Below are 25060 nucleotides of genomic sequence, written 5' to 3' on the forward strand. Positions count from 1 at the left end.
CACCATGGATAAGGGAGCTTTCATGACGAATGCCTGGGTTCGTGCACGTGCGATGGGCGCCGCGACGTTGCTGGTGCTGGGGCTGACCGCGCCAGCGGCGGCGCAAAGTCTGTATCCCACCCCGCAGGCGGCGGCCGATGCTTTCGCCGACGCCCTGGCCACCAGCGATTCCGTTGCCATGGCAAAGGTGCTGGGGCCGAACCACAACCAACTGGTGCCGGGCGGTGTGGCGCAAGACGACATCTACCGCTTCCTGGCGGCCTGGGCCAAGAAGCACGAGGTCGTCACCGACGGCGGCCGTTCCTGGCTGGCCGTGGGCGATTCCGGCTGGACGCTGCCCGTGCCCATCGTGAGCGCGGGCAAGGGCTGGCGCTTCGACCCCGTGGCGGGCAAGGCCGAACTTCAGCGCCGTGCGATCGGCCGTAACGAACTGACCGCCATCGAAACGCTGCAACAGCTTCAGGCCGCCCAGGCCCGCTACCAGCAGGGCGTGGGGCAAGGCCGCTACGCCAGTCGCCTGGTCAGCCGCCCCGGCGCCATGGACGGCCTGTACTGGCCGGAAGTGCCAGGCGCCCCGCCGCAAGTCTTGGGCCCGGACGCGCTGGTCATGGGCCCGGAGGTGCCGGTGGCCGATGCCTATTACGGCTATCGCTACAAAATCCTGCCGGGCGGGAAATTGGCCGGCGAAGACTCGCCGTACCGCATCGTGGCATGGCCCGCGCGATACGGGCGGACGGGCATCGGCACCTTCGTCATCGGCCCGCAGGGCGGCGTGCGCGAGGCCGACCTTGGCCCCGCGTCCGCCACCCGAGCGCCAGCGCTGCGCGACCGCGACCTGGACGCTGACACCTGGGTCGATGCCGACGCGCAGCCCGCTGGCACCCAATAGCTTCTTGGCGCGTTCAGGGCGTCGTCTGTCGGGGTTGTTGCTGAGTCGCAACAGGCGCAAGCGAATGCACCCCCGCCCCTGCCTGATGCTCTTTTGAAAGGTGCGTGTGCATAAAATGTCGAGCACTGGGATCGGTGCCCGATCCTTCTTCGCCGGACCTTGAAATTGAACCCCTTGCATTTTGTCCGCTACGCCTTGGCCGGCGTAGGGATGGCGCTTAGCGCAGCGGCGGCATCCGCCCCGATTTTTGTCCTGAATTCTCTGGACGCCAACGTCAGCATCGTCGACCCGGTTTCCTACAAGGAACTGCGGCGCGTGCCCACCGGCAAAGAACCGCACCACCTGTACCTGACGCCCGACGAAAAGTCGCTGATGGTGGCCAACGCAACCGGCAACACCATCACCATGATGGATCCGAAAACGGGCCAGGTGCAGCGCACCCTGACAGATATCGTCGACCCCTATCAGTTGCAGTTTTCGCCGGACATGAAGTGGTTCGTCACCGCCGCCAACCGGCTGGACCATATCGACATCTATGCCTGGCAGCCGCAGCATGTGGGCGCGGAACTGAAGCTGGTCAAGCGCGTGCAGGCGGGCAAGACACCCAGCCACATCATGATCGACAAGAACAGCACCACGGCCTACGTCACCCTGCAGGACAGCGACCAGCTGATCGCCATCGACCTGGCCACGCAGACGCCGAAGTGGACCGTGTCGGTGGGCAAGACGCCGGCCGACGTGTTCCTGACGCCCGACCAGAAAACCCTGCTGGTGGCCTTGACGGGCGATTCCTTCGTGGAAGCCTATGACGTCAGCCACGGTCCCGCCAAGCTGGTCAAGCGCATCCCCACCGGGGCTGGCGCGCACGCCTTTCGCGCGCAGGGTGACAAGCACCACTTGTTCGTCAGCAACCGCACGGCCAACTCCATCAGCCGCATCGATATGCTGACGCTGACCGTCACCGACACCTTCCCCGTGCCGGGCGGGCCGGACTGCATGGATGTGCTGGCTGACGGCAAGACGCTGCTGGTCACGTCGCGCTGGGCACGCAAGCTGACCGTGGTGGACCTGGAGCAGAAAAAGGTGGTGCAGCAAGTGCCGGTAGGAAAATCGCCGCACGGCGTATGGACGCTGAACCATGCACCAACCCGTTAAGAGCCTGCTGGCCGCCGCCCTGGCATTCGCCGTTCCGATGGCGCATGCCGCGGCGCCGACGACCTGCGACAAGCCGGTCTACCTGACCTTCGACACCGGCCACATGGGCGTGGCGCCGCTGATCGCCGACGTGCTGGCGCGCCATCATGTGAAGGTCACCTTCTTCCTGGCCAACGAACGCACCAAGACCGACGGCGCAAGCCTGGACGACGTGTGGGCGCCCTGGTGGAAGGCGCGCGTGGCGGAAGGCCATGCGTTTGCCTCGCACACCTACGACCACGTTTACTGGCAGGGCGACCTGCCCGGCGGCAAATTCCGCGTGAAGCCCAGCGCCGGCCCCAACACCGGCAAGCGCGCTGAAATGTCGGCCGAACAGTACTGCGCCGAGATCAAGCGTTCCGCCACCCGCTTCCATCAGATGACGGGCGCCACCATGCTGCCGCTGTACCGCGCGCCGGGCGGCAAGACCTCGCCCGCCTTGCTCAAGGCCGCGAAGGCATGTGGCTACGAACACGTGGGTTGGTCGCCAGCAGGTTTCCTGGGCGATGAGCTGCCCAGCGACAAATTCCCCAACGCAAAGCTGCTGGACCAAGCCCTGCGCACCATCAAGCCGGGCGACATCCTGCTGGCGCACCTGGGCATCTGGTCGCGCAAAGATCCCTGGGCGCCCGCCGTGCTTGAGCCCCTGATTGTCGGCCTGCAGCAGAAAGGCTTTTGTTTCGCCACCCTGGACAAGAACCCCGTCTATCGCGACTGGATCGCCACGCATCATTGATCATGGACACGCTTAGCCAATTCTTCGGCGCAAGCCAGCAATGGCTCTTCGAAACGCTGATTCAGCCCGCGCTGTTTCACCTGGGCATGAGCAACCTCATCGAAGACGGCTACGACGCCACCATGTGGCTGCTGGTCGGCCTGGTGCAGGTGGCCGTGCTGGTGCTGGTGCTTGGTCCGCTGCAACGCCTGCGGCCGGTCGAGGCCGTTACCGACCGCCGCCAGATTGGCATCGACGTGCTTTACACCTTGATCCACCGGCTGGGCGTTTTCAGGCTGGCGTTGTTCTTCACCATCGATCCCTTCTGGGACAGCGTGTTCGGGCAGTTGCATGTGTGGGGTTTCGCGCCGTTCCAGCTTGACCAGTACTGGCCCGGCGTCACGGACAAAGCCTGGGTCAGCCTGATCATCTATCTGCTGCTGTTCGACGCGGTCGACTATTTCTACCACCGCGCGCAGCATCGCTTCGGCTGGCTATGGGCGCTGCATGCCGTGCATCACAGCCAACGCCAGATGACCGTCTGGAGCGATGACCGCAACCACCTGCTGGACGACATGCTGCGCGACGTGCTGGTCGTGTTCGTGTCGCAATTGGTGGGCGTGCCGCCCGCGCAGTTCGTGGTGGTGGTGGCCATTACCCAGCTTGCGCAGAGCCTGTCGCACGCAAACTTGCGCATGCACTTTGGCGCGTTGGGTGAACGCTTGCTGGTCAGCCCGCGCTTTCACCGACATCACCATTCCATTGCCTACGACGCATCCACCCCCGGCCCCGTCGGCGGCTATAACTTCGCCGCGCTGTTCCCCATCTGGGACGTGTTGTTTCGCACCGCCCGTTTTGGCGTGGGCTATGGCCCCACGGGTATTCATGACCAGCAGGCCGAATTGGGCGGACGCGACTACGGCCGCGGATTCTGGTCGCAACAATGGCTGGGCTTGAAGCGCATGGTGGGGCGTGATCGCGAGCCGGCGTCCGCACCGCCCGCGCCGCCGGGAGCGGCGGAACGGGCCTGATGTCGTGGCAGTTTTCACACGGGGCGGCGCCGGTTGGCGTCGCCCCGTGTGCTTTGGTTAGCCCTAAGACTCAGCCTTAGAAATCAGATCCAAGAATCAGACTTCTCCAATAGTCTTTTTGCCGGATCGGCACCACCCTGGTCGGTTGAGTGATTCGCTTGCGCAACGCCACGCACGCTTCGAAGGCCATGCGTTTGGCCGCTTAGGAACCCGCCATGACCGACACCGCCCCGACCGCACCGCGTTTCGCCCCGATGTCCTACGATGCCCGGGGCCACCCCGTGTTCCACTGGACCCTCACGCCCACGGCCCTCTGCGATCCGGTCATTCTGCTGATTCCGCCCGAAGCGATCCTGCCAGTCGTGTTCATCCCCGGCATCATGGGGTCAAATCTGAAGTCCGTCCCTGAGGCAGGCCAGGAGTCGGAACCCGCCTGGCGTCTGGATGCGGGCCTGGCAGGCAAGCCTATTGCTTTGTTCAAACGCTGGAACGGGGCTCCCCCGGGTATCCGGCAGGCGGTGTTGCATCCCGACCGCGTCACCGTCGATGACGGCGGGGCCGTGCCCGAACGCAGTGCGGGCACGGTGATCGTGCCTACTGTCGAATCCGCCGCGCAACGCAAACAGGCGCTTATCGATCGCTATCGCGAACGGGGCTGGGGCGAAGTCAGCGAAAGCAGCTATCACCCGTTCCTGCTCTGGCTTGAAGACTCGCTGAACAACTCCTACCGGCCGCACGAGTGGCCGGAATTCCAATTGAAGTCCATGCACCTGGACATGCCCGACGACGCCTCGCTACAGCCACGCCTGAAGCCCGGGCTGGAGGTGCCGCTGGCGGGCCTGGGCGAACACCTGTTGCACCAATTGCCGCATCTAAAGACGGACGACCTCTCCGCCCGTGCCGCGTACCGGATGCCGGTGCACGCGTTTGGCTACAACTGGCTGGCGGACAACGATGCGGCGGCAATAAAGCTTGCCGGGCGGATCGAAGAAATCAGGCATCAGTACGGATCCCAATGCCGGCAGGTCATCCTGGTTACGCACTCGATGGGAGGGCTGGTGGCACGGCGTTGTGCGCAATTGCCCGGCATGAGCGATGCAATTGCCGGCGTGATGCACGGCGTCATGCCAACCAATGGTGCCCCGGTGGCTTACCGGCGATGCAAAGTGGGAATGCAGCAAGAAAGTGAGATGGCCGCCGCCGTGATCGGCGTGACCGGCCAGGACGTCACAGCGGTATTCGCCCAGTCGCCGGGTGCGCTGCAATTGCTGCCCACCAAGAACTATTCGCTGGGATGGTTACGACTGCGAGACCCCGATCACGCGCCCGCCATGCCTGCGCTTCCGGAGGCAGACCCGTACCAGGAAATCTATCTGCGCCGTGATCGCTGGTGGGCATTGCTGCGCGAAGAGTGGTTAAAGCCGAAGGATGGAGTTCCCATCGAGTGGGTCCACTACGCAAGGAATATCAAAAAGGCGAAGCAGTTTCACGAAAGGATAGGCGCCGCCTATCACCCCTACACCTACGTGTATTACGGGGCCGACGCCAAACAGCCGAGTTTCGAAACCATTACCTGGCAAATGCGACCCGGACGGGGTGATCTGAATCGGCCCCTGGGCGTGCCCCCGGAGGCCTTCGTCGTGTCCACCATGCAGATGGAGCAGGTGCGCGATCAAGGATCCAGCCCCTTGTACGTTGGGGGCAGTCGCGTCGTAGAACACCTGCCGGCCAGAGCAGGCCGGCTAGCCCTGTCCATGGAAGTCAGTCATTGGGAACTGCATTGCGAGATGCAGGACGGCATCGGTGACGGCACGGTTCCGGTCAGTTCAGGCCAGGCGCCGGCCGCGCAGGCGCGTGAAGGCCAAGTGCGGGTGCAAGTCTGTGCCACGGGCTTTGACCATGAAGGCGCGTTCAAAGTGATGCAGACCCGGCACTTCACGCTGTATAGCCTCATCAAGATCGCAGCCCAAGCCAAGCGTCCGTCATGCGTCGCTTGATCCCGCTGCTTTGTCTGTTGGCCGGGCTCGCCGCTGGCGCGATGGCCCTATTTCATTCAAAGGAGGAACCCGCCGTGAACGAGATTACCGGCCCCATGCGAACGTGGGCGGTAGGCAGGCAACTGATCGAACTTCCTGCCGACTGGGGGTCGCCTTCCAGCGGGTTCGCGAAGATTTACTACGGAGGAGGGGCCGATCATACGAGCATTGAAATCGATATTCTGGGGCAAGACATCACGCTGGCTCAGTTTGACGAGGCGCTATCAGAACGAGCCCGCCGCATCCGCGCCGTCCAAAGTTCTGAAACCGGGAAGTCCATGCTTCTCGGCGCGGAGGAATTGGCTCGGGGCAAGTGGCTATTCCAATTTCAAGAGAGTCTGGGCGGTACATGGTCGCAGACCTATGAACTGCATCTGCTGGTGAACGGCACGCACGTCAAGCTGGCAGCAGACTCGTACGAGGGCAGCAACGCACAGGTCGAGTCGCGCCTGCTTGAGCTCGCTCCGCAAGTTGTCGCCGTCAAGCAAGCCGAAGCGGCCGGCCCCGGCATTTCGTTAGGCCCCGTCATCATCCGAGGCACGCACGACCACGAGATGGGCATCGTGAGCTTCATGGCGCGAGGCTCGAACGTCAAACTGCAAATCTACTTCAGTGACTCCGCGCGCAATGAGTCGCCCCGTCTTATCGAACGCATGGTCCGCGACTTCAAAGCCTTCCGCGTCTGGGACCCTGATCTGCTGCGTAAGGGGCATACCACGCTGGCCGGAAATCCCGCCGAGGAATACCTGATGCGGTATGACATGAAAGACCATCGCGGGTTGTTGTTCGTCGCCGAAAACTACCGTGATAGCCGTTCCTTGGCGAGTCCATCGGTCAATTTCCGCCTGACCGCGGGCGGCGTGCCCAGGCTGCACGTCGACCCGGAGATGACTCCGGACAAGTTGCTTAATTGGCTTCTGCCCAACTTTGTCCCTCGGGGCGATCCTCCGTTATGGCAACGAAAAAGGCCCCGTCCGCCCGTCGACTCCACCTTGAGCAAGGATCAGGCACTGGCAATCTGGGACCACGCCATGCGTTCACTGCGCCCGCGTTACGGGGCCGTTGTGCCTCCCCGCGGCGAACCGGAAAGGGCTTTCCGTGGTCCTACCCCCGCCCAGGCGGAAGCCGACCGGAAAGCTCTGGACGCCTTTATCGCAAGCAAACCCGGCACAGAGACATAGCGCGGCCGAATCGACCGGGCCCTACGCCGCGTCGTGCGTGGTTTCGCGCTTGATCTCGTTGTGGCGGCGTTCCATTTCCTGGCGCAGTTCGCGGCGCAGGCGGGCGGCTTCGAAGCGCTGCCTTTCTTCCAGGTTGCGCGGGGCCAGTGGAGGCACGGCAGTTGGCGCACCCTTGTCGTCCACCGCCACCATCGTGAAATAACAGCTGTTGGTGTGGCGCACGAGCTTCTGGCGGATGTCTTCGGTGACGACTTTGATGCCGATCTCCATCGACGTGCGGCCGGTGAAGTTCACGGCCGCCAGGAAAGTCACCAATTCACCCACATGGATGGGTTCGCGAAACACCACCTGGTCCACCGACAGCGTCACCACGTATTGGCCGGCGTAGCGGCTGGCACAGGCGTAGGCCACCTGGTCCAGGTACTTCAGGATGGTTCCGCCGTGGACGTTTCCTGAAAAGTTCGCCATGTCCGGCGTCATCAGGATGGTCATCGACAATTGGTGGCTAAAGGCGTCGTCCATGGCGGGCGCTCATCACTAAAAAATAAAACGCCTATGGTAGCGGCAGTGGCTGTCATGGTGCCGACATCAGGGCGCGTCCTAGGGTTTATTCGCGGGCGCCGCCTGCGCGACTGGCGATGCGGCGTCGGGCAATGCCTCTTGCCCGTCGCGCACCAGTGGTGGCGGCATCCACAAGCCATCCAGCAGCGCGGGGCGCGGTTCGTACACGCGCAGCAGCAGGGTTGCCGACCCCACCGACGGTAGCGGCAACCAGTTGGCCTGCTGTTCTGGCTCGGGCGGCGCGTGGCTGAGGCGCAATTCCAGCGAACCGTCGGCGTTGTAAAGCAAGGGCGAGCGGTCACCCAGGGCATAACGGTTCAGGATATTAGCCACTGGCATGCCCTGACCGTCGTAGGCCGCCAGCGACCACAACGCGCCGGCGGGCGGCAACTGCCCGGCTTCAAAGCGCATCACGTAGTGATGCGCGCCATCAATGGGCGCACCCTGGCTGTCGGCCGCCAGCAGCAGCACGGACAAGTCTTCGGGCAGGCCGGCGCCCGGCTGGGCCTGGGCGGCCAGCGCGCGGCGCAGATAGGCGTTGCCATACACGCCCACACTGGCCGTCTCCTGCTGCCACCCGTTCAGGCTGCGCAAGCTGGCGCCCGAGGCAGCAGCCATGCGCTCGCGCGCGGCGCGCAGGCCACGTCGCATGCCTTGCTTCGCGGGGTGGTCCAGCTTGTCGAAGTCAAAGGGCCTGCCGGTTATCAATCCCACCCGGCGCAGCATGGCCAGCACTGGCTGGTCGGTGGCGTGCGGCGGGTGCTTGCGCAGCAGCGCGGCGGCGTAGGTGAAGAAGGCATCGGTCGGCATGGATTCCACCTGTTCGCGCACCGGAATCTTCAGGTCCAGGTTCGGGTCGGACCTCACGCGTTGCGATTGCGCGGGCAGGTTCCATTGCGACAGCGGCGTCAGCGTGTAGCCGTCCTGCAAGGCGTGCACGGCCGCATAGTCGGCGGGTCCGTTGGTCTGGATGAGGATCTTGGCCCAGGCGTGGCGGGTCGGTGCGTCGATGCGCGCCATGCCCGAGGGCAGCGTGCCCGTCCAGCCGGGCGGCACGATGACGGTGTTGGACTTGGCGGTGCCCGTGGTGCGCGGGCCCAGCGTGGCGAAGACGTCCGTCCACATATCCAGCAGGGTCAGCGTGGACAGCCGGCCCTGAGTGTCGGGCACCGACAGCACGACGGGGCCAGCCGTCAAATCCACCCAGCCGGTGCTGCGCAGCATGTCGGGGTTGGCCCAGGGCGAGGCCGCAACGGCGCCGGCCTGGGGCAGCGCGCGGCCATGCAGAAAGGTGTTGGCGGCCGCGCCTTTGTCGCCTTGCGACGGGTGCGTGAACTGGCGCCGGGTCAGGTCCATCGTGACCAGCGGATAAAAGTACAGATAGCCCTCCATGGCCGCTTGATGCGCGGCTTCGGTGGCGGCGGCGGCGGGGGTGGGCTGGCCGGACGCGGGGGCGGCATGCACGGTGGGGGCGGGCGTTGCAGCCAGGCAGGCAAGCAAGAGGGCCGAGAGGGCAAAGCGGTCCAGACGGTCCAGACAGTCCAAGCGGGCAAAGCAAGCAAAGCGGCGCATCGGCGTTCCAACGATCAGGCAGTGAACGCGAAATGTAGCAGCCGCCAGGCAATCCAAAATCTGCGAACAACTTCCATTTCGCTTTCATTTCCGCAGTGCAGCGTGCGTTATGCATGGCGTGGGCGTCCGCCTTGGGCATATACTTTTGCAATGTCCTTCAGGGCCGTGGGGCTTTTCCGCATCGGGCGAGCCATCAGCCTTGTTCATTCACCAGGAGAGGAGTGCTTCATGGTCAACATGAATCGCCGCCAGTTCTTCAAGGTGACGGGTGCAACCCTGGCAGGCTCCAGCCTGGCATTGCTGGGGGTAGCCCCCGGCACGGCCATGGCCGAGGTCCGCCAGTACAAACTTGCGCGCATGACTGAAACGCGCAACACCTGTCCCTACTGTTCGGTCGCCTGTGGCTTGCTGATGTACGGTCTGGGCGATGGGTCCAAGAACGCGCGCGCCAGCATCATGCACATCGAAGGCGACCCCGATCACCCCGTCAACCGCGGGACGCTCTGTCCGAAGGGGGCGGCGCTGATTGACTTCATCCATAGCCCCAACCGCCTGAAGTACCCGGAATACCGGGCGCCCGGGTCGGACAAATGGCAGCGGATGTCGTGGGACGAAGCACTCACTCGCATCACCAAACTCATGAAGGCCGACCGCGATGCGAACTTCGTGGAAAAGACCGCGGACGGCAAAACGGTCAACCGGTGGCTGACCACCGGCATGCTGGCCGCCTCGGCAAGCAGTAACGAGGTGGGCTACATCACGCACAAGACCGTGCGCAGCATGGGGATGTTGGCGTTCGATAATCAAGCACGTGTCTGACACGGCCCGACGGTGGCAGGTCTTGCCCCGACGTTTGGCCGTGGAGCGATGACGAACCATTGGGTCGACATCAAGAACGCGGACGTAGTGTTGATCATGGGCGGCAATGCCGCCGAGGCCCACCCCTGCGGGTTCAAGTGGGTGACCGAAGCCAAGGCCCATAACAAGGCGAAGCTGATCGTCGTGGATCCGCGCTTTACGCGCTCGGCATCCGTGGCGGATTTCTACGCGCCCATACGCAGCGGCACCGACATCATCTTCCTGGGTGGCGTCATCAAGTACCTGCTGGATAACGACAAGATCCAGCACGAGTACGTGCGCAACTACACCGACTTTTCCTTCATCGTGCGCGAGGACTTTGCGTTCGACGCGGGCCTGTATTCGGGCTACAACGCCGACAAGCGCACCTACGACAAGGCAAGCTGGGACTACGAGCGCGGCGACGACGGCTACGTCAAGACAGACCCGACGCTGGCGCATCCGCGCACCGTCTACCAACTGCTGAAGAAGCACTATTCGCGCTACACCGAAGACATGGTCGAGCGCGTGTGCGGCACACCGAAGGACAAGTTCCTGAAGGTGTGTGAAATGCTGGCGTCCACCGCCAGCCCCAACCGCGCGGCAACCGTGCTTTACGCACTGGGCTGGACGCAGCATTCCGTCGGCTCGCAGATCATCCGAACCGGCGCGATGGTGCAACTGCTGCTGGGCAACATCGGCATCGCGGGCGGCGGTATGAACGCGCTGCGCGGGCACTCGAACATTCAAGGGCTGACCGACCTGGGCCTGATGTCGAACCTGCTGCCGGGCTACATGACACTGCCCAACGAACCCGAGCAGGACTACGCCAAGTACATCGAGACTCGTACGTTAAAGCCGCTGCGCCCCAACCAGCTCAGCTACTGGCAGAACTACAACAAGTTCCACGTCAGCCTGATGAAGGCCTGGTGGGGCAACGCCGCCACGGCGGAAAACAACTGGGCCTTTGACTACCTGCCCAAGCTGGACAAGCTCTACGACATGCTGCAAGTCTACGAGCTGATGGTCCAGGGCAAGATGAACGGCTACATCGCACAGGGCTTCAACCCGCTGGCGGCCGCGCCCAACAAGTCCAAGATGAACGACGGCTTCGCCAAGCTGAAGTACCTGATCATCATGGACCCGCTGGTCACCGAGACCTCGGAATTCTGGCGCAACGCGGGCGAACTCAACGATGTGGACCCGTCCAAGATCCAGACCGAAGTCTTCCGCCTGCCCACCACCTGTTTTGCCGAGGAAGATGGCGCGCTGGTGAACTCCGGGCGCTGGCTGCAGTGGCACTGGAAGGGCGCCGAGCCACCCGGCGAAGCCAAGAGCGACATCGAAATCATGTCGCTCATCTTCACGCGCCTGCGCAAGATGTACCAGGAAGAAGGCGGCAAGTATCCGGACCCCATCGTCAACCTGTCCTGGCCGTACTCCAACCCGCAGAACCCCACCGCGGAAGAGCTGGCCAAGGAATATTCCGGTCGTGCGCTGGCGGACCTGGTTGACCCCAAGGACCCCACCAAGATCACCCGCAAGGGCGGCGAGCAATTGGCGGGCTTTGCGGAACTGCGCGACGACGGCACCACGGCCAGCGGCTGTTGGATCTTTGCCGGCGCCTGGGGCCCCGGCGGCAACCTGATGGCGCGGCGCGACAACAGCGACCCCACCGGCATTGGCCAGACCCTGAACTGGGCGTGGTCGTGGCCGGCCAACCGCCGCATCCTGTACAACCGCGCGTCTTGCGATGTGACGGGCAAGCCGTTCGACCCCCGCCGCAAGCTGATCAGCTGGAACGGCAAGATCTGGGCGGGCGCCGACATCCCTGACTTCAAGGGCGATGAAAACCCCGCGGGCGGCATGGGCCCGTTCATCATGAACCCGGAAGGCGTGGCGCGCTTCTTCGCGCGGGCGGGCATGGCCGAAGGGCCGTTCCCCGAACACTACGAACCCTTCGAGACGCCACTGGGCTACAACCCGCTGTACCCGAAGGCCAAGGGCGTAACCAGCAACCCCGCCGCGCGCATCTTCAAGGACGACCTGGCCGCGATGGGCACGGTGGAAAACTTCCCGTATGTGGCCACCACCTATCGCTTGACCGAGCATTTCCACTACTGGACCAAGAACGTCGAGATCAATGCGATTCTCCAGCCGGAGCAATTCGTGGAGATCGGTGACGCGCTGGCCAAGGAACTGGGCATCGCCAACGGGTCGCGGGTGAAAGTGACGTCCAACCGTGGCTACATCAAGGCGGTGGCGCTGGTCACCAAGCGCTTGCGCGCCTTGACCATCGAGGGCAAGACGGTGCACCACGTGGGCATTCCCATCCACTGGGGCTTTGTGGGCCTGGCCAGACCCGGCTTCCTTGCCAATACCCTGACGCCATTCGTGGGCGACGGCAATTCCCAAACACCGGAATTCAAGTCGTTCCTGGTCAAGGTCGAAAAGGTTTAGGAGAACCGACATGTCCATGCAATCCCTAGACATCAAGCGGCGCTCCGCCACCACCACGCCGCCGCCCGGCATCCGGGAACCTGTCACGGGTTCGGTGGCCAAGCTGATCGACGTGTCCAAGTGCATCGGGTGCAAGGCCTGCCAAAGCGCCTGTATGGAATGGAACGATCTGCGCGACGAGATCGGCACCAACGTCGGCGTCTACGACAACCCGGCCGACCTGACCGAGCATTCCTGGACCGTCATGCGCTTCTCGGAATACGAGAACCCCGCGGGCGACCTGGAATGGCTGATCCGCAAAGACGGCTGCATGCACTGCGAAGACCCGGGCTGCCTGAAGGCCTGCCCGTCGCCCGGCGCCATCATCCAGTACACCAACGGCATCGTGGATTTCCACGAAGAAAACTGCATCGGCTGCGGCTACTGCATCACCGGCTGTCCGTTCAACGTGCCGCGCATCGCCAAGAAGGACAACAAGGCGTACAAGTGCACCTTGTGCTCCGACCGCGTGGCCGTCGGCCAGGAGCCGGCCTGCGTCAAGGCCTGTCCTACCGGCGCCATCGTCTTCGGCACCAAGGAAGACATGAAGCAGCATGCCGAAGAGCGCATCGTGGACTTGAAGTCGCGCGGCTTCGACCAGGCGGGCCTGTACGACCCGCAAGGCGTGGGCGGCACCCACGTCATGTATGTGCTGCATCACGCCGATCAGCCCGGGCTGTATCACGGCCTGCCCAAGGACCCGCAGATCAGCCCCATGGTGTCGCTGTGGAAGGGCCTGGCCAAACCGGTGGGCGTGGCCATGATGGCCCTGACCGCCCTGGCGGGCTTCTTCCACTACGCCCGCGTGGGCCGTAACGAGGTGTCGGAAGAAGACGAACGCCGCGCCGAAGAGGAGATGCGTCATGACTGAAGACCGCCATCACCGCCGCATCAAACGCTATTCGCCCGGCGAGCGCACCAACCACTGGATCATCGCGCTGACGTTCATCCTGTTGGCCTTGTCCGGGCTGGCGCTGTTTCACCCGTCGATGTACTGGCTCACCAACCTGTTCGGGGGCGGTCCGTGGACGCGCATTCTCCATCCCATCATCGGGGTGGTGATGTTCGTGTGCTTCGTGGTGTTCGCCGGCCACATGTGGCGGCACAACATGCTGACGAAAGCAGACCGCCAGTGGCTCAGGCAGTTGAACGACGTGGTTGAAAACCGCGAAGAAAAGCTGCCCGAAGTCGGCAAGTACAACGCTGGCCAGAAGCTGCTTTTCTATGTGCTGGTGCTGTGCATGCTGGGCTTGTTCGTAAGCGGCATCGTGATCTGGCGCGAGTATTTCGCGTTCTATTTCCCGATCTGGGTGGTGCGGGCTGCGTCGGTCGTGCATGCGGTAAGCGCGCTGGTATTGATCTGCTCGATCATCGTGCACATTTATGCGGCGATCTGGGTCAAGGGATCCTTGACGGCGATGCTGCGCGGTTACGTGACGGCGGGATGGGCCTGGAAACACCACCGCGCCTGGTTCCGCGAGCAAGTCAAGAAATAGGGTTCGCCCGACCCGCCCGGGGCTTGCCCTCGGGTAGCCAACGGCTGCTATCCTTCTTTTCACGAAGGCTGGCAGCCGTGTTTGTTTTCTTGGAGACGCAATTGCAGCGAATTCTTCCGCGCGGTGAGATCGAAGCGCTAGACCACAATGTCATCCCCCGCGTCAGCCTGCCTGAACGCGGCTCGGTTTTTTCGACGCGCGCCGCGCGCCTGCGGCAACTGGCATCAGACAGTCCGGTGGCCGATTACCTGCTCTTGATGGCGCAACTGGTCGACGCCCAACACCGTGCCTTGCAGGATTGCGCCGCGCCCGGCGTATCCGAAGACCGACTGGCGCTGGCGCAGGCCCATGGCATGCCGCCGTTGCAGGCGGTGGGCTGGCCGCGTGACCCGATGTGGCGCGGCATCCTGGCGCGGCTGGTGGATGACGTGGCGCGCGGCCAGGGCGTGCCGGCCGAAGCCATTGACGTCTGTACGGCGCTGCGCCGCGCGGTGGACGAAGACCCCGAATCGTTGGAAGACCTGGCCGAAGCCGTGTTGTCCGAGCAGGACCAGGGCGTGGACGGCGCCGCCGCGCCCTTCGTGATGGCGGCCCTGCAGGTCTACTGGACCGATCTGGCCAGCCGCTTCGACGCCAAGCAGTTGCCGGTGGTCAGCCCCTTTGGCGTGTGCCCCGTCTGCGCCAGCCTGCCCGTGGCCAGCGTGGTGCGGGTGGGCGGCCAGTTCGAGGGCTACCGCTACCTGTGTTGCAGCCTGTGCGCCACGCAGTGGCACATGGTGCGCGTCAAGTGCACGCACTGCGAAGACGTGGAATCCGTCGCTTACCAGGCCATCGACGGCCGCGCGCCCGCCATCAAGGCCGAAACCTGCGACCACTGCCACACCTATCGCAAGATCTTCTATCAAGACAAAGACCTGTACGTTGAGCCGGTGGCCGATGACCTGGCCAGCCTGATGCTGGATGTGCTGGTGGGCGAGGCCGGCTATTCGCGTGCCAGCGGCAACCCCCTGTTGTGGCATGGCAACGAGGAATAGCATGGCCCAGCAACCGTCTGGCGGTGAAGTGGCCGCCGTTTCGGATATCCCGCCGCTGGATCGTCTGCTGAACGCCGATGCCTTGCGCGCCGCCCTCGACACGCATGGCCGCACGCAAGTGGTGGCGGCGTTGCGGCGCGACCTGGACGCCTTGCGCCAACGCGCGCTGGCGGGCGGCTTGATGCGAGCGGAACTCGAAGCCGCCGCCGTGGCGTCCCGCGTGACGGCGGCCTTGGACAAGGCCGCGCAGCCGCGCCTGCGCGCCGTCTACAACCTGACCGGCACCGTGCTGCACACCAACCTGGGCCGAGCCCTGCTGCCCGACGAAGCGGTGGCCTCGGTGATGCGCGCGCTGACCACGCCGGCCAATCTGGAATTCGACCTGGACACGGGCGGGCGCGGCGACCGCGACGACCTCATCGACGAGCTGCTGTGCGAACTGACCGGCGCCGAAGCCGCCACCGTCGTCAACAACAACGCCGCCGCCGTGCTGCTGATGCTGAACGCCCTGGCCGACCGGCGCGAGGTCGTGGTGTCGCGCGGAGAGCTCGTCGAGATCGGCGGCGCGTTCCGCATTCCCGACATCATGAAGCGCGCGGGCGCCAAGCTGGTTGAAGTGGGCACCACCAACCGCACCCACGCCGCCGACTACGACGGCGCCATCGGCCCGCGCACCGCGATGCTGATGAAAGTGCATTGCAGCAACTACGCCGTTACCGGCTTCACCAAAAGCGTGGGCCTGGCCGAGGTGGCGGCGTTGGCGCATGCCAAGGGCCTGCCCGCCACCGTGGACCTGGGCAGCGGCACGCTGGTGGACCTGACGCAGTTCGGCCTGCCGCGCGAAGACACAGTGCGTGACACCATCGCGGCGGGCGCGGACCTGGTCACCTTCAGCGGCGACAAGCTGCTGGGCGGGCCACAAGCGGGCCTGCTGGTGGGCCGCGCCGACCTGATCCGCAAGATCAAGAAGAACCCGCTCAAGCGCGCATTGCGTGTCGGCAAGCTGACGCTGGCGGCGCTGGAACCCGTGCTGAACCTGTACCGCGCGCCGGAATTCCTGGCCCAGCGCCTGACCACCTTGCGCTTGCTGACCCGGCCGCAGCGCGACATCCAGCCGCAGGCCGAACGGCTGCGCGCCGTGCTGGCGCACGCGGTGGGCACGAACTACGCGGTTGAAGCGGTGCCCATGTTCAGCCAGATCGGCAGTGGCGCTTTGCCCGTGGACCAACTGCCCAGCTTCGGCCTGGCGGCGCGCTACACCGGCAGCGGCCGCCCGGGCCGGCATCTGGACAAGCTGGAAGCACTGCTGCGCGGCTTGCCTACGCCCGTCATCGGCCGGATTGCCGACGACGCTTTGTGGCTGGACCTGCGCTGCCTGGAAGCGCGTGACGAAGCCGCCTTCGTCGAGCAACTGGCGGAGCCGCTGGCATGATCATCGGCACCGCCGGCCATATCGACCACGGCAAGACCACGCTGGTGCGCGCCCTGACCGGGGTCGACACTGATCGGCTCAAGGAAGAGAAGGCGCGCGGCATCTCCATTGAACTCGGCTACGCCTACACCCCGCTCGCCAATGGCGACGTGCTGGGGTTCATCGACGTGCCCGGCCACGAAAAGCTGGTGCATACGATGGCGGCCGGCGCCAGCGGCATCGACTTCGGGCTGCTGGTGGTGGCGGCGGATGACGGCGTCATGCCGCAGACGCGCGAGCACCTTGCCATCCTGTCGCTGCTGGGCGTGACCCAGGGCGCGGTGGCGTTGACGAAGGCCGACCGCGCCGACGCCGCGCGGCTAGACGCCGTGCGCGCCGAGATCGCGGCATTGACTACCGGCACCTTCCTGGATGGCGCACCGGTCTACGCCGTATGCGCGGCGCAAGTGGACGACGCCGGCACGGCGCAACTGAAGCAACACCTGCATGCGCAGGCCGAACACCTGCAACGGCGCGACGCCGCCGGCCTGTTCCGACTGGCGGTCGACCGCGTCTTTACACTGGCGGGCCACGGCACGGTGGTGACCGGCACGGCGCATGCCGGACAGGCGCGCGCGGGCGACGACAGCGCCGACCTGCGCGTGATGCCGGCCGGCACGCGCGTGCGGGTGCGCAGCATCCACGCGCAGAACCAGCCCAGCGACACGGGCACGGCCGGCCAGCGTTGCGCCTTGAATCTGGCCGGCATCGACAAGCAGGCCATCGCGCGTGGCGATTGGATCGCGGATGCGCGCTGCTTTCAGCCGTCGCGCCATGTTGACGTGGCGCTGACCCTGCTGCCATCGGCCGACGCGCCCTTGCGGGCCTGGGCGCCCTTGCATGTGCACATCGGCGCTGCGCGCCAGGTGGCGCACGTGGTGCCGCTGAGCGCGGAGACGCTGGCGCCGGGGCAATCGGGCTGGGTGCAACTGGTGTTCGACGAGCCGGTGTGCGCCATGCCCGGTGACCGCTACATCGTGCGCAATGCGCAGGCCACCCGCACGGTGGGCGGGGGCCGCGTGCTGGACCCCAACGCGCCAGATCGCAAGCGCCGCGCGGCGGCGCGCATGCAAGGCCTGCAGGCCTTGTCCGACATGCTGGATGGCAGCGGGCTGGAACCGGTATTGGCACATGCGCCCTTGGGCTTGGACGAAGGCGCCTTGCAGCGCCTGACCGGCAAGCCCGTGCAGGACATCGCCGCGCCGCACGGTGCCTTGTGGATCGAGCCGCGCCACGCGCAGGGCCCGCGCACGCTGATCGGGTCAGCCCATTGGGATGCGCTGCTTGGCCGCGTGGAACAGGCGCTGGCAAGCTTCCATCTAAGTGCGCCGGACGAACCCGGCCCGGACAGCGCGCGCCTGCGCCGCATGGGCATGCCAGTGGGTTCGGATGCGTTGTGGACGGCGGTGCTGGACCATTTGCAACGCGATGGGCGGGTGGCGCGCAACGGCCCCTGGCTGCATCTGCCGTCGCATACCGCCACGCTGGCCGACGAGGAAAGCGCGCTGGCGCAGCGCTTGTTGCCGCTGCTGGATGCCGGCGCATTCGATCCGCCTTGGGTGCGGGACCTGGCGCGCATGCAAGGCGAACCTGAAGAGCGTGTGCGGCAACTGATGCGCAAGCTGCTGCGGCGTGGAGAGGTCGCGCAGGTGGTGAAGGACCTGTTCTATCACCGTGACCAGATGCGCGAGCTGGCACGCCTGGCGGCCGAATTGGCCGGTCAGCCGCAAGGCCTGAACGCGGCGGTGTTCCGCGACCGCACGGGGCTGGGACGCAAGCGCGCCATCCAGATCCTGGAATTCTTCGACCGCGTGGGCTACACCCGGCGCTTGCGCGACACCCACGTCCTGCGCGGTGAAAGCGCGTATGCAGCGCTGCAAGAGGCGACGTAAAACCCGCCGCAGCCGGTATCATAGGCAGTCCGCCACGGAAGGCATCCGTGCCCGGCGGCACGGCTGGGCTTCAAACCCAGTTGGGGGCGTCAGACGTTCCCAGGTAGGTTCGACTCCTGCTGCCTTCCGCCACCTCCTTCCTTTCTGGCCCAGGCGGCGTGTCTTGCCGTCTCAGACGGACACGGGTTTCGCGCTGATCCGATACCGGAAGCCGTCGGCGTCCAGGCTGTCCAGCCGGCCCGCGCTGGTTTCGCCATTGGGGTACATCAGGAACGGCACGGGGGCGTGGGCCGAGCCCGGCAGCACGACGTCGTGGCCATGGTTGTACGCCACCCAGTTCATTTCCCAAGCGCCAAACAGCATGACGCGCGCCGCGCGCACTTTGGCGTTGGTCAAGGGCAGTTCGCCCGGCGGCTCTTCCAGCATCACCTTGCGCACATCGGCCGGGTCGACCGGCACCCAGCCATAGCCCGCCGCGTAGAACTCGGCGCGGCAGTGCTGCGCCTTGGTGACGTCGCCTGCCTTGCCCAGGCTTTTGTAGCCCAGCTCGGAGTTGGCCACGCGCACGCCATAGGCATCGCGCGCCGGAATGCCCGAGGCGCGCGCCAACGCGACGAACAGCGCATTGATGTCGGCGCATTTGCCGTTCAAGTCGTTGGCGCTAAGCATGTAATGCACGTCGCCCACGCCGCAGCCCGGCGTTGATGCGGTGCGGCACGTGTTTTCAACGACCCATTCATAGATGGCGCGGGCGCGGGCCACGTCGCCCTGGTGGCCGCGTGCGATCTGGTCGGCGGTGGCCTTGACGATGCCGTCGGTGGGTAGCAGGGCTGTCGGCTTCAAAAATTCGCGCAGTACGGCCGGGTCTTCAAGCACGGCGTTGGCCGGGGGCGGCTGCGTCAGGTCGACGCGACGGTTGCGGGTCTGGAAGCGGCTGGTCACCGTCACCCTGCGTGGTGCGCGGGCGTCCGGCCATTGCACGGCCAGCATCTGCACGTCGTAGCCGGGGGCTTGCGTCAACTGCGCGATGCCTCCGCCGCTGACGTCCCAGGTGGTGGCCACGCCGCGCTGGTAGTCCGTGTCGGTAGCGTAGGGCACCGGAATCCAGATGCGCGTGTGTGCGGCGGAGTCCGCAACGCTGATGTCGGTAGTGAGTTCAAAGCCACGCCAGCCCACGGTAACGGGCGCCTGCTGCGCGCGCAGCACCTGGGGCAACGCGGTGGTGGTGGCGGCGCACAATGCGCCAGATAAACGGAGAAAGTGTCGGCGATCCATAGAGCCCTCACGCACGGTGAAGATTGGCTGTCGGTGCGCCCGGGGCCGGGCGGCCGTCCGTTGCTGCTGAAGTCGAGCATACTGCGGCATTGCCTGCCGCCGAAACATCATAGGACCATCGGCGGGCGCGGTGCTATTCTTTTTTGATTGATCCCCGGAGACTGAAATGACCCAGGAAGTCGCGTCCGCGGCAGTGCCGCGTTTGACATCGCTATCGCACGGTGGCGGCTGTGGCTGCAAGATCGCGCCGGGCGTGCTGTCCGAATTGCTCAAGCGTTTCGGCCCCGCCGCAAGCTATCCCAACCTGATGGTCGGCACCGAAACCGCCGACGACGCGGCGGTCTACCGGCTGAACGACGAGCAGGCGCTTATCGCCACCACCGATTTCTTCATGCCCATCGTGGACGACCCGCACGACTTCGGCCGCATCGCGGCCACCAACGCGCTGTCGGATGTGTACGCCATGGGCGGCACCCCCATCATGGCGTTGGCCATTGTCGGCATGCCGATCAATGTGCTGCCGCACAGCGTCATTGCCGAGATCTTGCGTGGCGGCGAATCGGTTTGCGCGGAAGCGGGCATTCCGGTGGCGGGCGGGCACAGCATTGATTCGGTCGAGCCCATCTACGGCTTGGCCGTGATGGGGCTGGTGCACCCCAGCCGCGTCAAGCGCAACGCCGACGCGCGCGCGGGCGATGTGCTGATCCTGGGCAAGGGGCTGGGCGTGGGCATCTTGTCGGCCGCGCTGAAAAAGAACCGCCTGGATGACGCCGGCTACCGCGTGATGATCGACACAACGACCCGGCTGAACCGGCCCGGCGCCGCCTTGGCGACGCTGGACGGCGTGCATGCCGTCACCGATGTCACCGGCTTTGGCCTGGCGGGCCACGCACTGGAAATGGCGCGCGGCGCGAAGCTGACGGCGCGGTTGCGCCTGGACGCGCTGCCGTGGTTGCCGGGGGTGGAAGCCTTTGCGGCGGATGGCGTGATTACGGGCGCATCGGGCCGCAATTGGGCGTCTTATGGTGAATCCGTGCAATTGGGCGCCAATGTGAGCGACACGCACCGCGCCTTGCTGACCGATCCGCAAACCTCGGGCGGGCTGTTGGTGTCATGCGCGCCGGAAGCGGCCGATGCGGTGCTGGCGCTGTTTCACAGCCAGGGCTTCGACGACGCCACGGTGGTGGGCGAAATGCTCGAAGGCGATGCGCGGGTGTTGGTGGAATAAGCGTGGAATAGGCGTGGAACAAGCGGGCGGACTGAGCGGCGGACTGAGCGGCGGACTGAGCGGCGGGCCGAGCAGGTGGGCTGACAGGCTCGGGCCGCCTCAAGCTGCCCGATGTTGCGCTCAAGCTCGCAGATCTTGCGCGGTGGTCGTGGCTTGCTCGATCAGCCATTGGGCCACGACGTCGGCGTCGGGCGTGCTGCGGCGCGCGTTGCGAACCAGCCAATAAGCCAGTTCGGTGGCGTGGGCGGTCTGGCTGCCCACCGCTTGCAGCCGGCCGTCGGCCAACATGGGCGCAATCAAGGCCAGCCGGCCCAGCGCAATGCCATGGCCGGCCAAGGCCGCCAGCACGATCTGGTCGTACTGGTTGAAACGCAGCATGCCCCGGGCACGCGTGCGGCCCAGCCCGCGCGCGCTCAGCCATTCCGACCATTGCAGCCAGGGCCGCGTCGGGTCGTCGAATTCCAGCAGGACATGGCGTTGCAGTTCACGCGCGTCGAGCTCGCACGCGTTCAGCGACGGGTGAGCCACCGGCACCACCGACTCCCCGAACAGCCAAACGGCGGCGTCCGGCACCTTGTCGCGCGGGCTATAGCGGATGGCGATGTCCACGCTTTCACGATCAATGTCGATCAGCCGGTTGTCGGCCGCCACGCGCACGTCGATGTGCGGATGCGCCGCCTGGAATGCCCCCAGGCGAGGCAGCAGCCATAACGAGGCCACGCCGATGGTGGTGGTGACGGTGACCGGGGTGCGCCGTTCGGGCGCGCGCAGTTGTTCGGTCAGCTCACCCAATTGGCTGAGCCACTCGTCGGCCATGCGGAACAGTTGCGCGCCTTCGGACGTGAACGACACGCTGCGAAAGCCACGCACCAGCAGGGACACGCCCAGATGTTCTTCCAGCGCGCGGATCTGGCGGCTGACGGCGGACTGCGTCACGTGCAGATCCTGCGCGGCCAGGGTGATGCTCATGCGGCGGCCCACGGCGACAAAGCCTCGGACCAAATCCAGCGGTGGGAGCTTGGCTAGCGGGTATGGCATTCGTGAAACTCATGCGTGTTGAACGGAAATGTCGCTTGAGGAATAGTACGCCGACAGCGTTCAATGGCAAGCATGCGATGGGCGAATGGGCTAGGCCCTGATGCCTGACGTGATCGCCGCCGTCGCGGCCTGGGGGTTGCCATGATTCAGCTACGCTGCACCACGGGAATGTCATTCCGTTTGAATGACGGCTCGACTATGCTGCTCAAGCGCGCTTCGGGCGTTCGCATCGTGTGCCATGCCGGCGCCGTGTGGATTTCCGAATACCGCCGCTTCGATGACAGCGTGCTGCAAGCGGGCGACTCGCTTACCGTCGCCAGCGATCGCGATGTCGTGCTCAGCGGCCTGCCGGATGCGCAGGTCGCGCTACTTTCCCAGCCGGAGTCTCCCGAATGACCACGCCTTTGCCCGATGGCCCCCGCATGCAGATGTGGTTCGATTTTGCCAGCCCATACAGCTATCTGGCGATCGAGCGCATCGACGCCCTGGCGCGCGACGCCGGCGTGCGGGTTGACCTGCGCCCCTTTTTGCTGGGGCCGATTTTTCAGGCGCAGGGCTGGAACGATTCGCCGTTCCGGCTGTTTCCGGGCAAGGGCGCGTACATGATGCGCGACATCGCGCGCCTGGCCGACAAGTACGGCGTGGTCTACAAGCGCCCGCGTCTGTTTCCGCGCATGAGCGTGCTGCCGGCCCGCATTGCGTTGCTGGGTCAGGATGAGCCCTGGTGCCGGGATTTCTGCGTGGCGGTGTTTCGCGCCAACTTCCAGCACGACGAAGACATCCAGGCGGAAGACGTGGTGCACGCTTTGCTGAACAGCCTGTCGCTGGACGCCGACGCGCTGATCGCGCGCGCCAAGTCCGAGGCCGCCAAGGAAGCCTTGCGCCGCCAGGTGGATCGGGCGCGCGACCTGGGTCTGTTCGGCGCACCCACGTTTTTTGTGGGCGATGAAATGTTCTGGGGTAATGACCGGCTGGAGGATGCGCTGGATTGGGCGCGGCGCGGGCAGGGCTGATTCACAGCCTGGCGCGCTATCCCTTCGTCACGGGCGCCACGCGCGCCCATTCGTCGTCCGAATACAGTCGCGAGCGCAGCAGAAAGCGCTTGCCTTCCGCGCTGTCCAGCGAAAACGCGCCACCGCGTCCGGGCACGGCGTCGATGATGAGCTGGGTATGTTCCCAGTACGCGAACTGGTCCTCGCCCATGTAGAACGGGCAGCCTTCAAGCTGGCCCAGCAACACGTCCGACCCGCCCACCATGAACTCGCCTTGTGCATAGCACATGGGCGAACTGCCATCGCAGCAACCGCCCGATTGGTGGAACATCAGCGCGCCGTGCTTGGCGCGCAACGTGTCGATCAACTGGCGCGCCGCGTCGGTCGCGACCACGCGCGGGGTGGGTTCATCCATGGAGTTTTCCTTGTCGCTTGCCTGGCGGCATTCCTTACTGCAAATACGCGCACCGGACCCCAGAGCCCGGTGCGCGTGTCGCGGTGTGATGCTTAGAAGAAACCCAGCTTCTTCGGCGAATAGCTCACCAGCAGGTTCTTCGTCTGCTGGTAGTGGTTGAGCATCATCTTGTGATTCTCACGCCCGATGCCCGACTGCTTGTATCCGCCAAACGCCGCATGCGCGGGATAGGCGTGATAGCAGTTGGTCCACACTCGGCCTGCCTTGATGGCGCGTCCCATCCGATAGCAGGTGTTGGCGTCGCGCGACCATACGCCCGCGCCCAGCCCATACAGCGTGTCGTTGGCCAGCGCCAGCGCGTCGTCGGCATCCTTGAACGTCGTCACCGCGACGACCGGCCCAAAGATTTCCTCCTGGAACACGCGCATCTTGTTGTGGCCCTTGAAGACCGTGGGCTGCACGTAGTAGCCGCCTTCCAGCGCGCCCTGCATCTGCGCGCGCGAGCCGCCCGCCAGCACGTCGGCGCCTTCCTGCTTGCCGATGTCCAGGTACGACAGAATCTTTTCCAACTGCTCGGTGGATGCCTGCGCGCCCAGCATGGTGTCGCCGTCCAGCGGGTTGCCCTGCTTGATCTCGGCCACGCGCTTCAAGGCGCGTTCCATGAACTTGTCGTAGAGCGATTCCTGGATCAGCGCGCGGCTGGGGCAGGTGCACACTTCGCCCTGGTTCAGCGCAAACATCACGAAGCCTTCCACGGCCTTGTCCAGGAAGTCGTCGTCTTGCGCGGCTACGTCGGCAAAGAAAATGTTGGGCGACTTGCCGCCCAGTTCCAGCGTGACGGGAATGATGTTCTGCGAGGCGTACTGCATGATCAGCCGGCCGGTGGTGGTTTCCCCGGTGAAGGCGATCTTGGCGATGCGCTTGCTGGAGGCCAGCGGCTTGCCCGCTTCCAGGCCAAAGCCCGTCACCACGTTCAGCACGCCGGGGGGCAGAATGTCGGCTATCAGTTCCATCAGCAGCAGGATGCCCAGCGGCGTCTGTTCGGCGGGTTTGAGAACCACGCAGTTGCCGGCCGCCAGCGCGGGCGCCAGCTTCCACGCCGCCATCAAGATGGGGAAGTTCCACGGAATGATCTGTCCCACCACGCCCAGCGGTTCGTTGAAGTGATAGGCGACCGTGTCGCTATCGATTTCCGACAAGCCGCCTTCCTGGCTGCGGATGCACGAGGCGAAGTAGCGGAAGTGGTCGATGGCCAGCGGGATGTCGGCGGCGCGGGCTTCGCGTATCGGTTTGCCGTTGTCCCAGGTTTCGGCGGTGGCCAGGCGTTCCAGGTTGGCTTCCATGACGTCGGCAATCTGCATCAGCATGCGCGCGCGTTCGGCCGCCGGGGTCGCACCCCATTTCGGCGCGGCGCGGTGCGCGGCGTCCAGCGCCAGCTCGATGTCGCGGTCCTTGGAGCGCGCGTTACGCGTCAACACCTGGCCGGTCACCGGCGTCACGTTGTCAAAGTATTCGCCGTCAGCCGGCTTCTGCCATTTGCCGTCGATGAAGTTGTCGTACTGCGTTTTCAGGTCCAGACGGGTGCCGTACGTGTCCGGGGTGATGCGGGTCGCGATGTCCATGCTTGTCTCCGATATTGTTGGGATTGCGGCAGTGGGCTGCCTGCTTCTTATCAAGCAAAGAGCATGCCAAGCTTGGGGCTTC

21 protein-coding genes and 1 tRNA gene are annotated in these 25060 nt (G+C 65.1%); 16 read left to right on the forward strand and 6 right to left on the reverse strand.

Features of this window, described 5'->3' with window-relative positions:
- Nucleotides 1–4: 4 nt before the first annotated feature.
- The 6 genes from WBR68_RS18810 to WBR68_RS18835 all read left to right on the forward strand — a co-directional run bounded on the left by WBR68_RS18810 (nucleotide 5) and on the right by WBR68_RS18835 (nucleotide 7046).
- Entirely contained in the window at nucleotides 5–889 is an 885-nt protein-coding gene (locus WBR68_RS18810) for a DUF2950 family protein (RefSeq protein ID WP_230694970.1), read from the forward strand.
- Nucleotides 890–1063: 174 nt separating this feature from the next.
- Nucleotides 1064–2044, forward strand: a complete 981-nt coding sequence (locus tag WBR68_RS18815; protein WP_083447359.1) for a YncE family protein — start codon at nucleotides 1064–1066, stop codon at nucleotides 2042–2044.
- Entirely contained in the window at nucleotides 2028–2819 is a 792-nt protein-coding gene (locus WBR68_RS18820) for a polysaccharide deacetylase family protein (RefSeq protein WP_370641251.1), read from the forward strand. Before WBR68_RS18815 ends, WBR68_RS18820 begins: the two co-directional genes overlap by 17 nt.
- A 2-nt stretch (nucleotides 2820–2821) precedes the next feature.
- Nucleotides 2822–3829, forward strand: a complete 1008-nt coding sequence (locus WBR68_RS18825; RefSeq protein WP_230694971.1) for a sterol desaturase family protein — start codon at nucleotides 2822–2824, stop codon at nucleotides 3827–3829.
- 215 nt (nucleotides 3830–4044) lie between these two features.
- A complete protein-coding gene (locus WBR68_RS18830) occupies nucleotides 4045–5826 on the forward strand; it encodes an esterase/lipase family protein (RefSeq protein WP_230694972.1) in 1782 nt (593 codons plus the stop codon).
- Nucleotides 5814–7046 (forward strand): T6SS immunity protein Tli4 family protein, encoded by a 1233-nt coding sequence (locus WBR68_RS18835; protein ID WP_127183234.1) that lies wholly within the window; start codon nucleotides 5814–5816, stop codon nucleotides 7044–7046. The genes WBR68_RS18830 and WBR68_RS18835 overlap by 13 nt, the downstream gene beginning before the upstream one ends.
- Nucleotides 7047–7067: 21 nt before the next feature.
- Here the strand turns inward: WBR68_RS18835 and WBR68_RS18840 are convergent, their stop codons facing one another.
- Nucleotides 7068–7568: an acyl-CoA thioesterase gene (locus WBR68_RS18840; protein WP_050446812.1), complete on the reverse strand. Its 501-nt coding sequence runs from the start codon at nucleotides 7566–7568 to the stop codon at nucleotides 7068–7070.
- Between the two features lie 78 nt (nucleotides 7569–7646).
- Entirely contained in the window at nucleotides 7647–9179 is a 1533-nt protein-coding gene (locus tag WBR68_RS18845) for a DUF1254 domain-containing protein (RefSeq protein ID WP_230694973.1), read from the reverse strand.
- A 228-nt stretch (nucleotides 9180–9407) separates the two neighbouring features.
- Between WBR68_RS18845 and fdnG the strand changes: the two genes are divergently transcribed.
- The 7 genes from fdnG (at nucleotide 9408) to WBR68_RS18880 (ending at nucleotide 18540) form a co-directional block, all read left to right on the forward strand.
- Nucleotides 9408–12476 carry a formate dehydrogenase-N subunit alpha gene (fdnG, locus tag WBR68_RS18850; protein WP_164741200.1) on the forward strand — a complete coding sequence of 1023 codons (3069 nt, stop codon included), beginning with the start codon at nucleotides 9408–9410 and terminating at the stop codon, nucleotides 12474–12476.
- A 10-nt stretch (nucleotides 12477–12486) separates the two neighbouring features.
- Entirely contained in the window at nucleotides 12487–13386 is a 900-nt protein-coding gene (gene fdxH / locus WBR68_RS18855) for a formate dehydrogenase subunit beta (RefSeq protein ID WP_050446809.1), read from the forward strand.
- Complete coding sequence (locus tag WBR68_RS18860; RefSeq protein WP_050446808.1) at nucleotides 13379–14011, forward strand: formate dehydrogenase subunit gamma; 633 nt, start codon at nucleotides 13379–13381, stop codon at nucleotides 14009–14011. The genes fdxH and WBR68_RS18860 overlap by 8 nt, the downstream gene beginning before the upstream one ends.
- A gap of 101 nt (nucleotides 14012–14112) precedes the next feature.
- Nucleotides 14113–15045, forward strand: a complete 933-nt coding sequence (gene fdhE, locus WBR68_RS18865) for a formate dehydrogenase accessory protein FdhE (protein ID WP_050446807.1) — start codon at nucleotides 14113–14115, stop codon at nucleotides 15043–15045.
- A 1-nt stretch (nucleotide 15046) separates the two neighbouring features.
- Nucleotides 15047–16477, forward strand: a complete 1431-nt coding sequence (gene selA, locus WBR68_RS18870; protein ID WP_230694974.1) for an L-seryl-tRNA(Sec) selenium transferase — start codon at nucleotides 15047–15049, stop codon at nucleotides 16475–16477.
- Nucleotides 16474–18408 (forward strand): selenocysteine-specific translation elongation factor, encoded by a 1935-nt coding sequence (selB, locus tag WBR68_RS18875; protein ID WP_230694975.1) that lies wholly within the window; start codon nucleotides 16474–16476, stop codon nucleotides 18406–18408. Before selA ends, selB begins: the two co-directional genes overlap by 4 nt.
- 36 nt (nucleotides 18409–18444) lie before the next feature.
- Nucleotides 18445–18540: transfer RNA gene (locus tag WBR68_RS18880), tRNA-Sec, on the forward strand.
- A gap of 39 nt (nucleotides 18541–18579) precedes the next feature.
- Here WBR68_RS18880 and WBR68_RS18885 read toward each other — a convergent pair.
- Nucleotides 18580–19683 (reverse strand): transglutaminase-like domain-containing protein, encoded by a 1104-nt coding sequence (locus WBR68_RS18885; RefSeq protein WP_230694976.1) that lies wholly within the window; start codon nucleotides 19681–19683, stop codon nucleotides 18580–18582.
- Between the two features lie 166 nt (nucleotides 19684–19849).
- On the opposite strand from WBR68_RS18885, the gene selD reads away from it, so the two are divergent.
- Complete coding sequence (gene selD / locus WBR68_RS18890; RefSeq protein WP_230694977.1) at nucleotides 19850–20911, forward strand: selenide, water dikinase SelD; 1062 nt, start codon at nucleotides 19850–19852, stop codon at nucleotides 20909–20911.
- Nucleotides 20912–21031: 120 nt separating this feature from the next.
- Here the strand turns inward: selD and WBR68_RS18895 are convergent, their stop codons facing one another.
- Nucleotides 21032–21949 (reverse strand): LysR substrate-binding domain-containing protein, encoded by a 918-nt coding sequence (locus WBR68_RS18895; protein ID WP_050446802.1) that lies wholly within the window; start codon nucleotides 21947–21949, stop codon nucleotides 21032–21034.
- Between the two features lie 141 nt (nucleotides 21950–22090).
- Here WBR68_RS18895 and WBR68_RS18900 point away from each other — a divergent pair, with 141 nt between their 5' ends.
- Both WBR68_RS18900 and WBR68_RS18905 read left to right on the forward strand, forming a co-directional pair.
- The gene (locus WBR68_RS18900; protein WP_050446801.1) at nucleotides 22091–22345 is read left to right on the forward strand and encodes a DUF2917 domain-containing protein; all 255 of its coding nucleotides are present in this window, start codon (nucleotides 22091–22093) and stop codon (nucleotides 22343–22345) included.
- The gene (locus WBR68_RS18905) at nucleotides 22342–22962 is read left to right on the forward strand and encodes a 2-hydroxychromene-2-carboxylate isomerase (protein ID WP_230694978.1); all 621 of its coding nucleotides are present in this window, start codon (nucleotides 22342–22344) and stop codon (nucleotides 22960–22962) included. The genes WBR68_RS18900 and WBR68_RS18905 overlap by 4 nt, the downstream gene beginning before the upstream one ends.
- 16 nt (nucleotides 22963–22978) lie before the next feature.
- Here WBR68_RS18905 and WBR68_RS18910 read toward each other — a convergent pair whose 3' ends face one another.
- Together WBR68_RS18910 and adh are read right to left on the reverse strand one after the other, a co-directional pair.
- Nucleotides 22979–23356, reverse strand: coding sequence for a DUF779 domain-containing protein (locus tag WBR68_RS18910; protein WP_050446799.1), 378 nt, complete (start codon nucleotides 23354–23356; stop codon nucleotides 22979–22981).
- Nucleotides 23357–23448: 92 nt separating this feature from the next.
- Complete coding sequence (gene adh, locus WBR68_RS18915) at nucleotides 23449–24978, reverse strand: aldehyde dehydrogenase (RefSeq protein ID WP_050446798.1); 1530 nt, start codon at nucleotides 24976–24978, stop codon at nucleotides 23449–23451.
- Nucleotides 24979–25060: the final 82 nt, after the last annotated feature.

This window comes from Achromobacter sp. JD-1 (assembly GCF_038594925.1).
Lineage (GTDB): Bacteria > Pseudomonadota > Gammaproteobacteria > Burkholderiales > Burkholderiaceae_B > Achromobacter > Achromobacter spanius_C.

Excerpts from the sequence above, each read along its gene's own strand:
- WBR68_RS18825 (WP_230694971.1), top strand. The coding sequence starts at position 2,822 with ATGGACACGCTTAGCCAATTCTTCGGCGCAAGCCAGCAATGGCTCTTC.
- selB (WP_230694975.1), top strand. The coding sequence starts at position 16,474 with ATGATCATCGGCACCGCCGGCCATATCGACCACGGCAAGACCACGCTG.
- selD (WP_230694977.1), top strand. The coding sequence starts at position 19,850 with ATGACCCAGGAAGTCGCGTCCGCGGCAGTGCCGCGTTTGACATCGCTA.
- WBR68_RS18845 (WP_230694973.1), bottom strand. The coding sequence starts at position 9,179 with ATGCGCCGCTTTGCTTGCTTTGCCCGCTTGGACTGTCTGGACCGTCTG.
- WBR68_RS18905 (WP_230694978.1), top strand. The coding sequence starts at position 22,342 with ATGACCACGCCTTTGCCCGATGGCCCCCGCATGCAGATGTGGTTCGAT.
- WBR68_RS18895 (WP_050446802.1), bottom strand. The coding sequence starts at position 21,949 with ATGCCATACCCGCTAGCCAAGCTCCCACCGCTGGATTTGGTCCGAGGC.
- WBR68_RS18900 (WP_050446801.1), top strand. The coding sequence starts at position 22,091 with ATGATTCAGCTACGCTGCACCACGGGAATGTCATTCCGTTTGAATGAC.
- WBR68_RS18840 (WP_050446812.1), bottom strand. The coding sequence starts at position 7,568 with ATGGACGACGCCTTTAGCCACCAATTGTCGATGACCATCCTGATGACG.
- selA (WP_230694974.1), top strand. The coding sequence starts at position 15,047 with ATGGCCCAGCAACCGTCTGGCGGTGAAGTGGCCGCCGTTTCGGATATC.
- WBR68_RS18910 (WP_050446799.1), bottom strand. The coding sequence starts at position 23,356 with ATGGATGAACCCACCCCGCGCGTGGTCGCGACCGACGCGGCGCGCCAG.
- adh (WP_050446798.1), bottom strand. The coding sequence starts at position 24,978 with ATGGACATCGCGACCCGCATCACCCCGGACACGTACGGCACCCGTCTG.
- fdxH (WP_050446809.1), top strand. The coding sequence starts at position 12,487 with ATGTCCATGCAATCCCTAGACATCAAGCGGCGCTCCGCCACCACCACG.
- WBR68_RS18860 (WP_050446808.1), top strand. The coding sequence starts at position 13,379 with ATGACTGAAGACCGCCATCACCGCCGCATCAAACGCTATTCGCCCGGC.
- WBR68_RS18830 (WP_230694972.1), top strand. The coding sequence starts at position 4,045 with ATGACCGACACCGCCCCGACCGCACCGCGTTTCGCCCCGATGTCCTAC.
- WBR68_RS18820 (WP_370641251.1), top strand. The coding sequence starts at position 2,028 with ATGCACCAACCCGTTAAGAGCCTGCTGGCCGCCGCCCTGGCATTCGCC.
- WBR68_RS18835 (WP_127183234.1), top strand. The coding sequence starts at position 5,814 with ATGCGTCGCTTGATCCCGCTGCTTTGTCTGTTGGCCGGGCTCGCCGCT.
- WBR68_RS18885 (WP_230694976.1), bottom strand. The coding sequence starts at position 19,683 with ATGGATCGCCGACACTTTCTCCGTTTATCTGGCGCATTGTGCGCCGCC.
- WBR68_RS18810 (WP_230694970.1), top strand. The coding sequence starts at position 5 with ATGGATAAGGGAGCTTTCATGACGAATGCCTGGGTTCGTGCACGTGCG.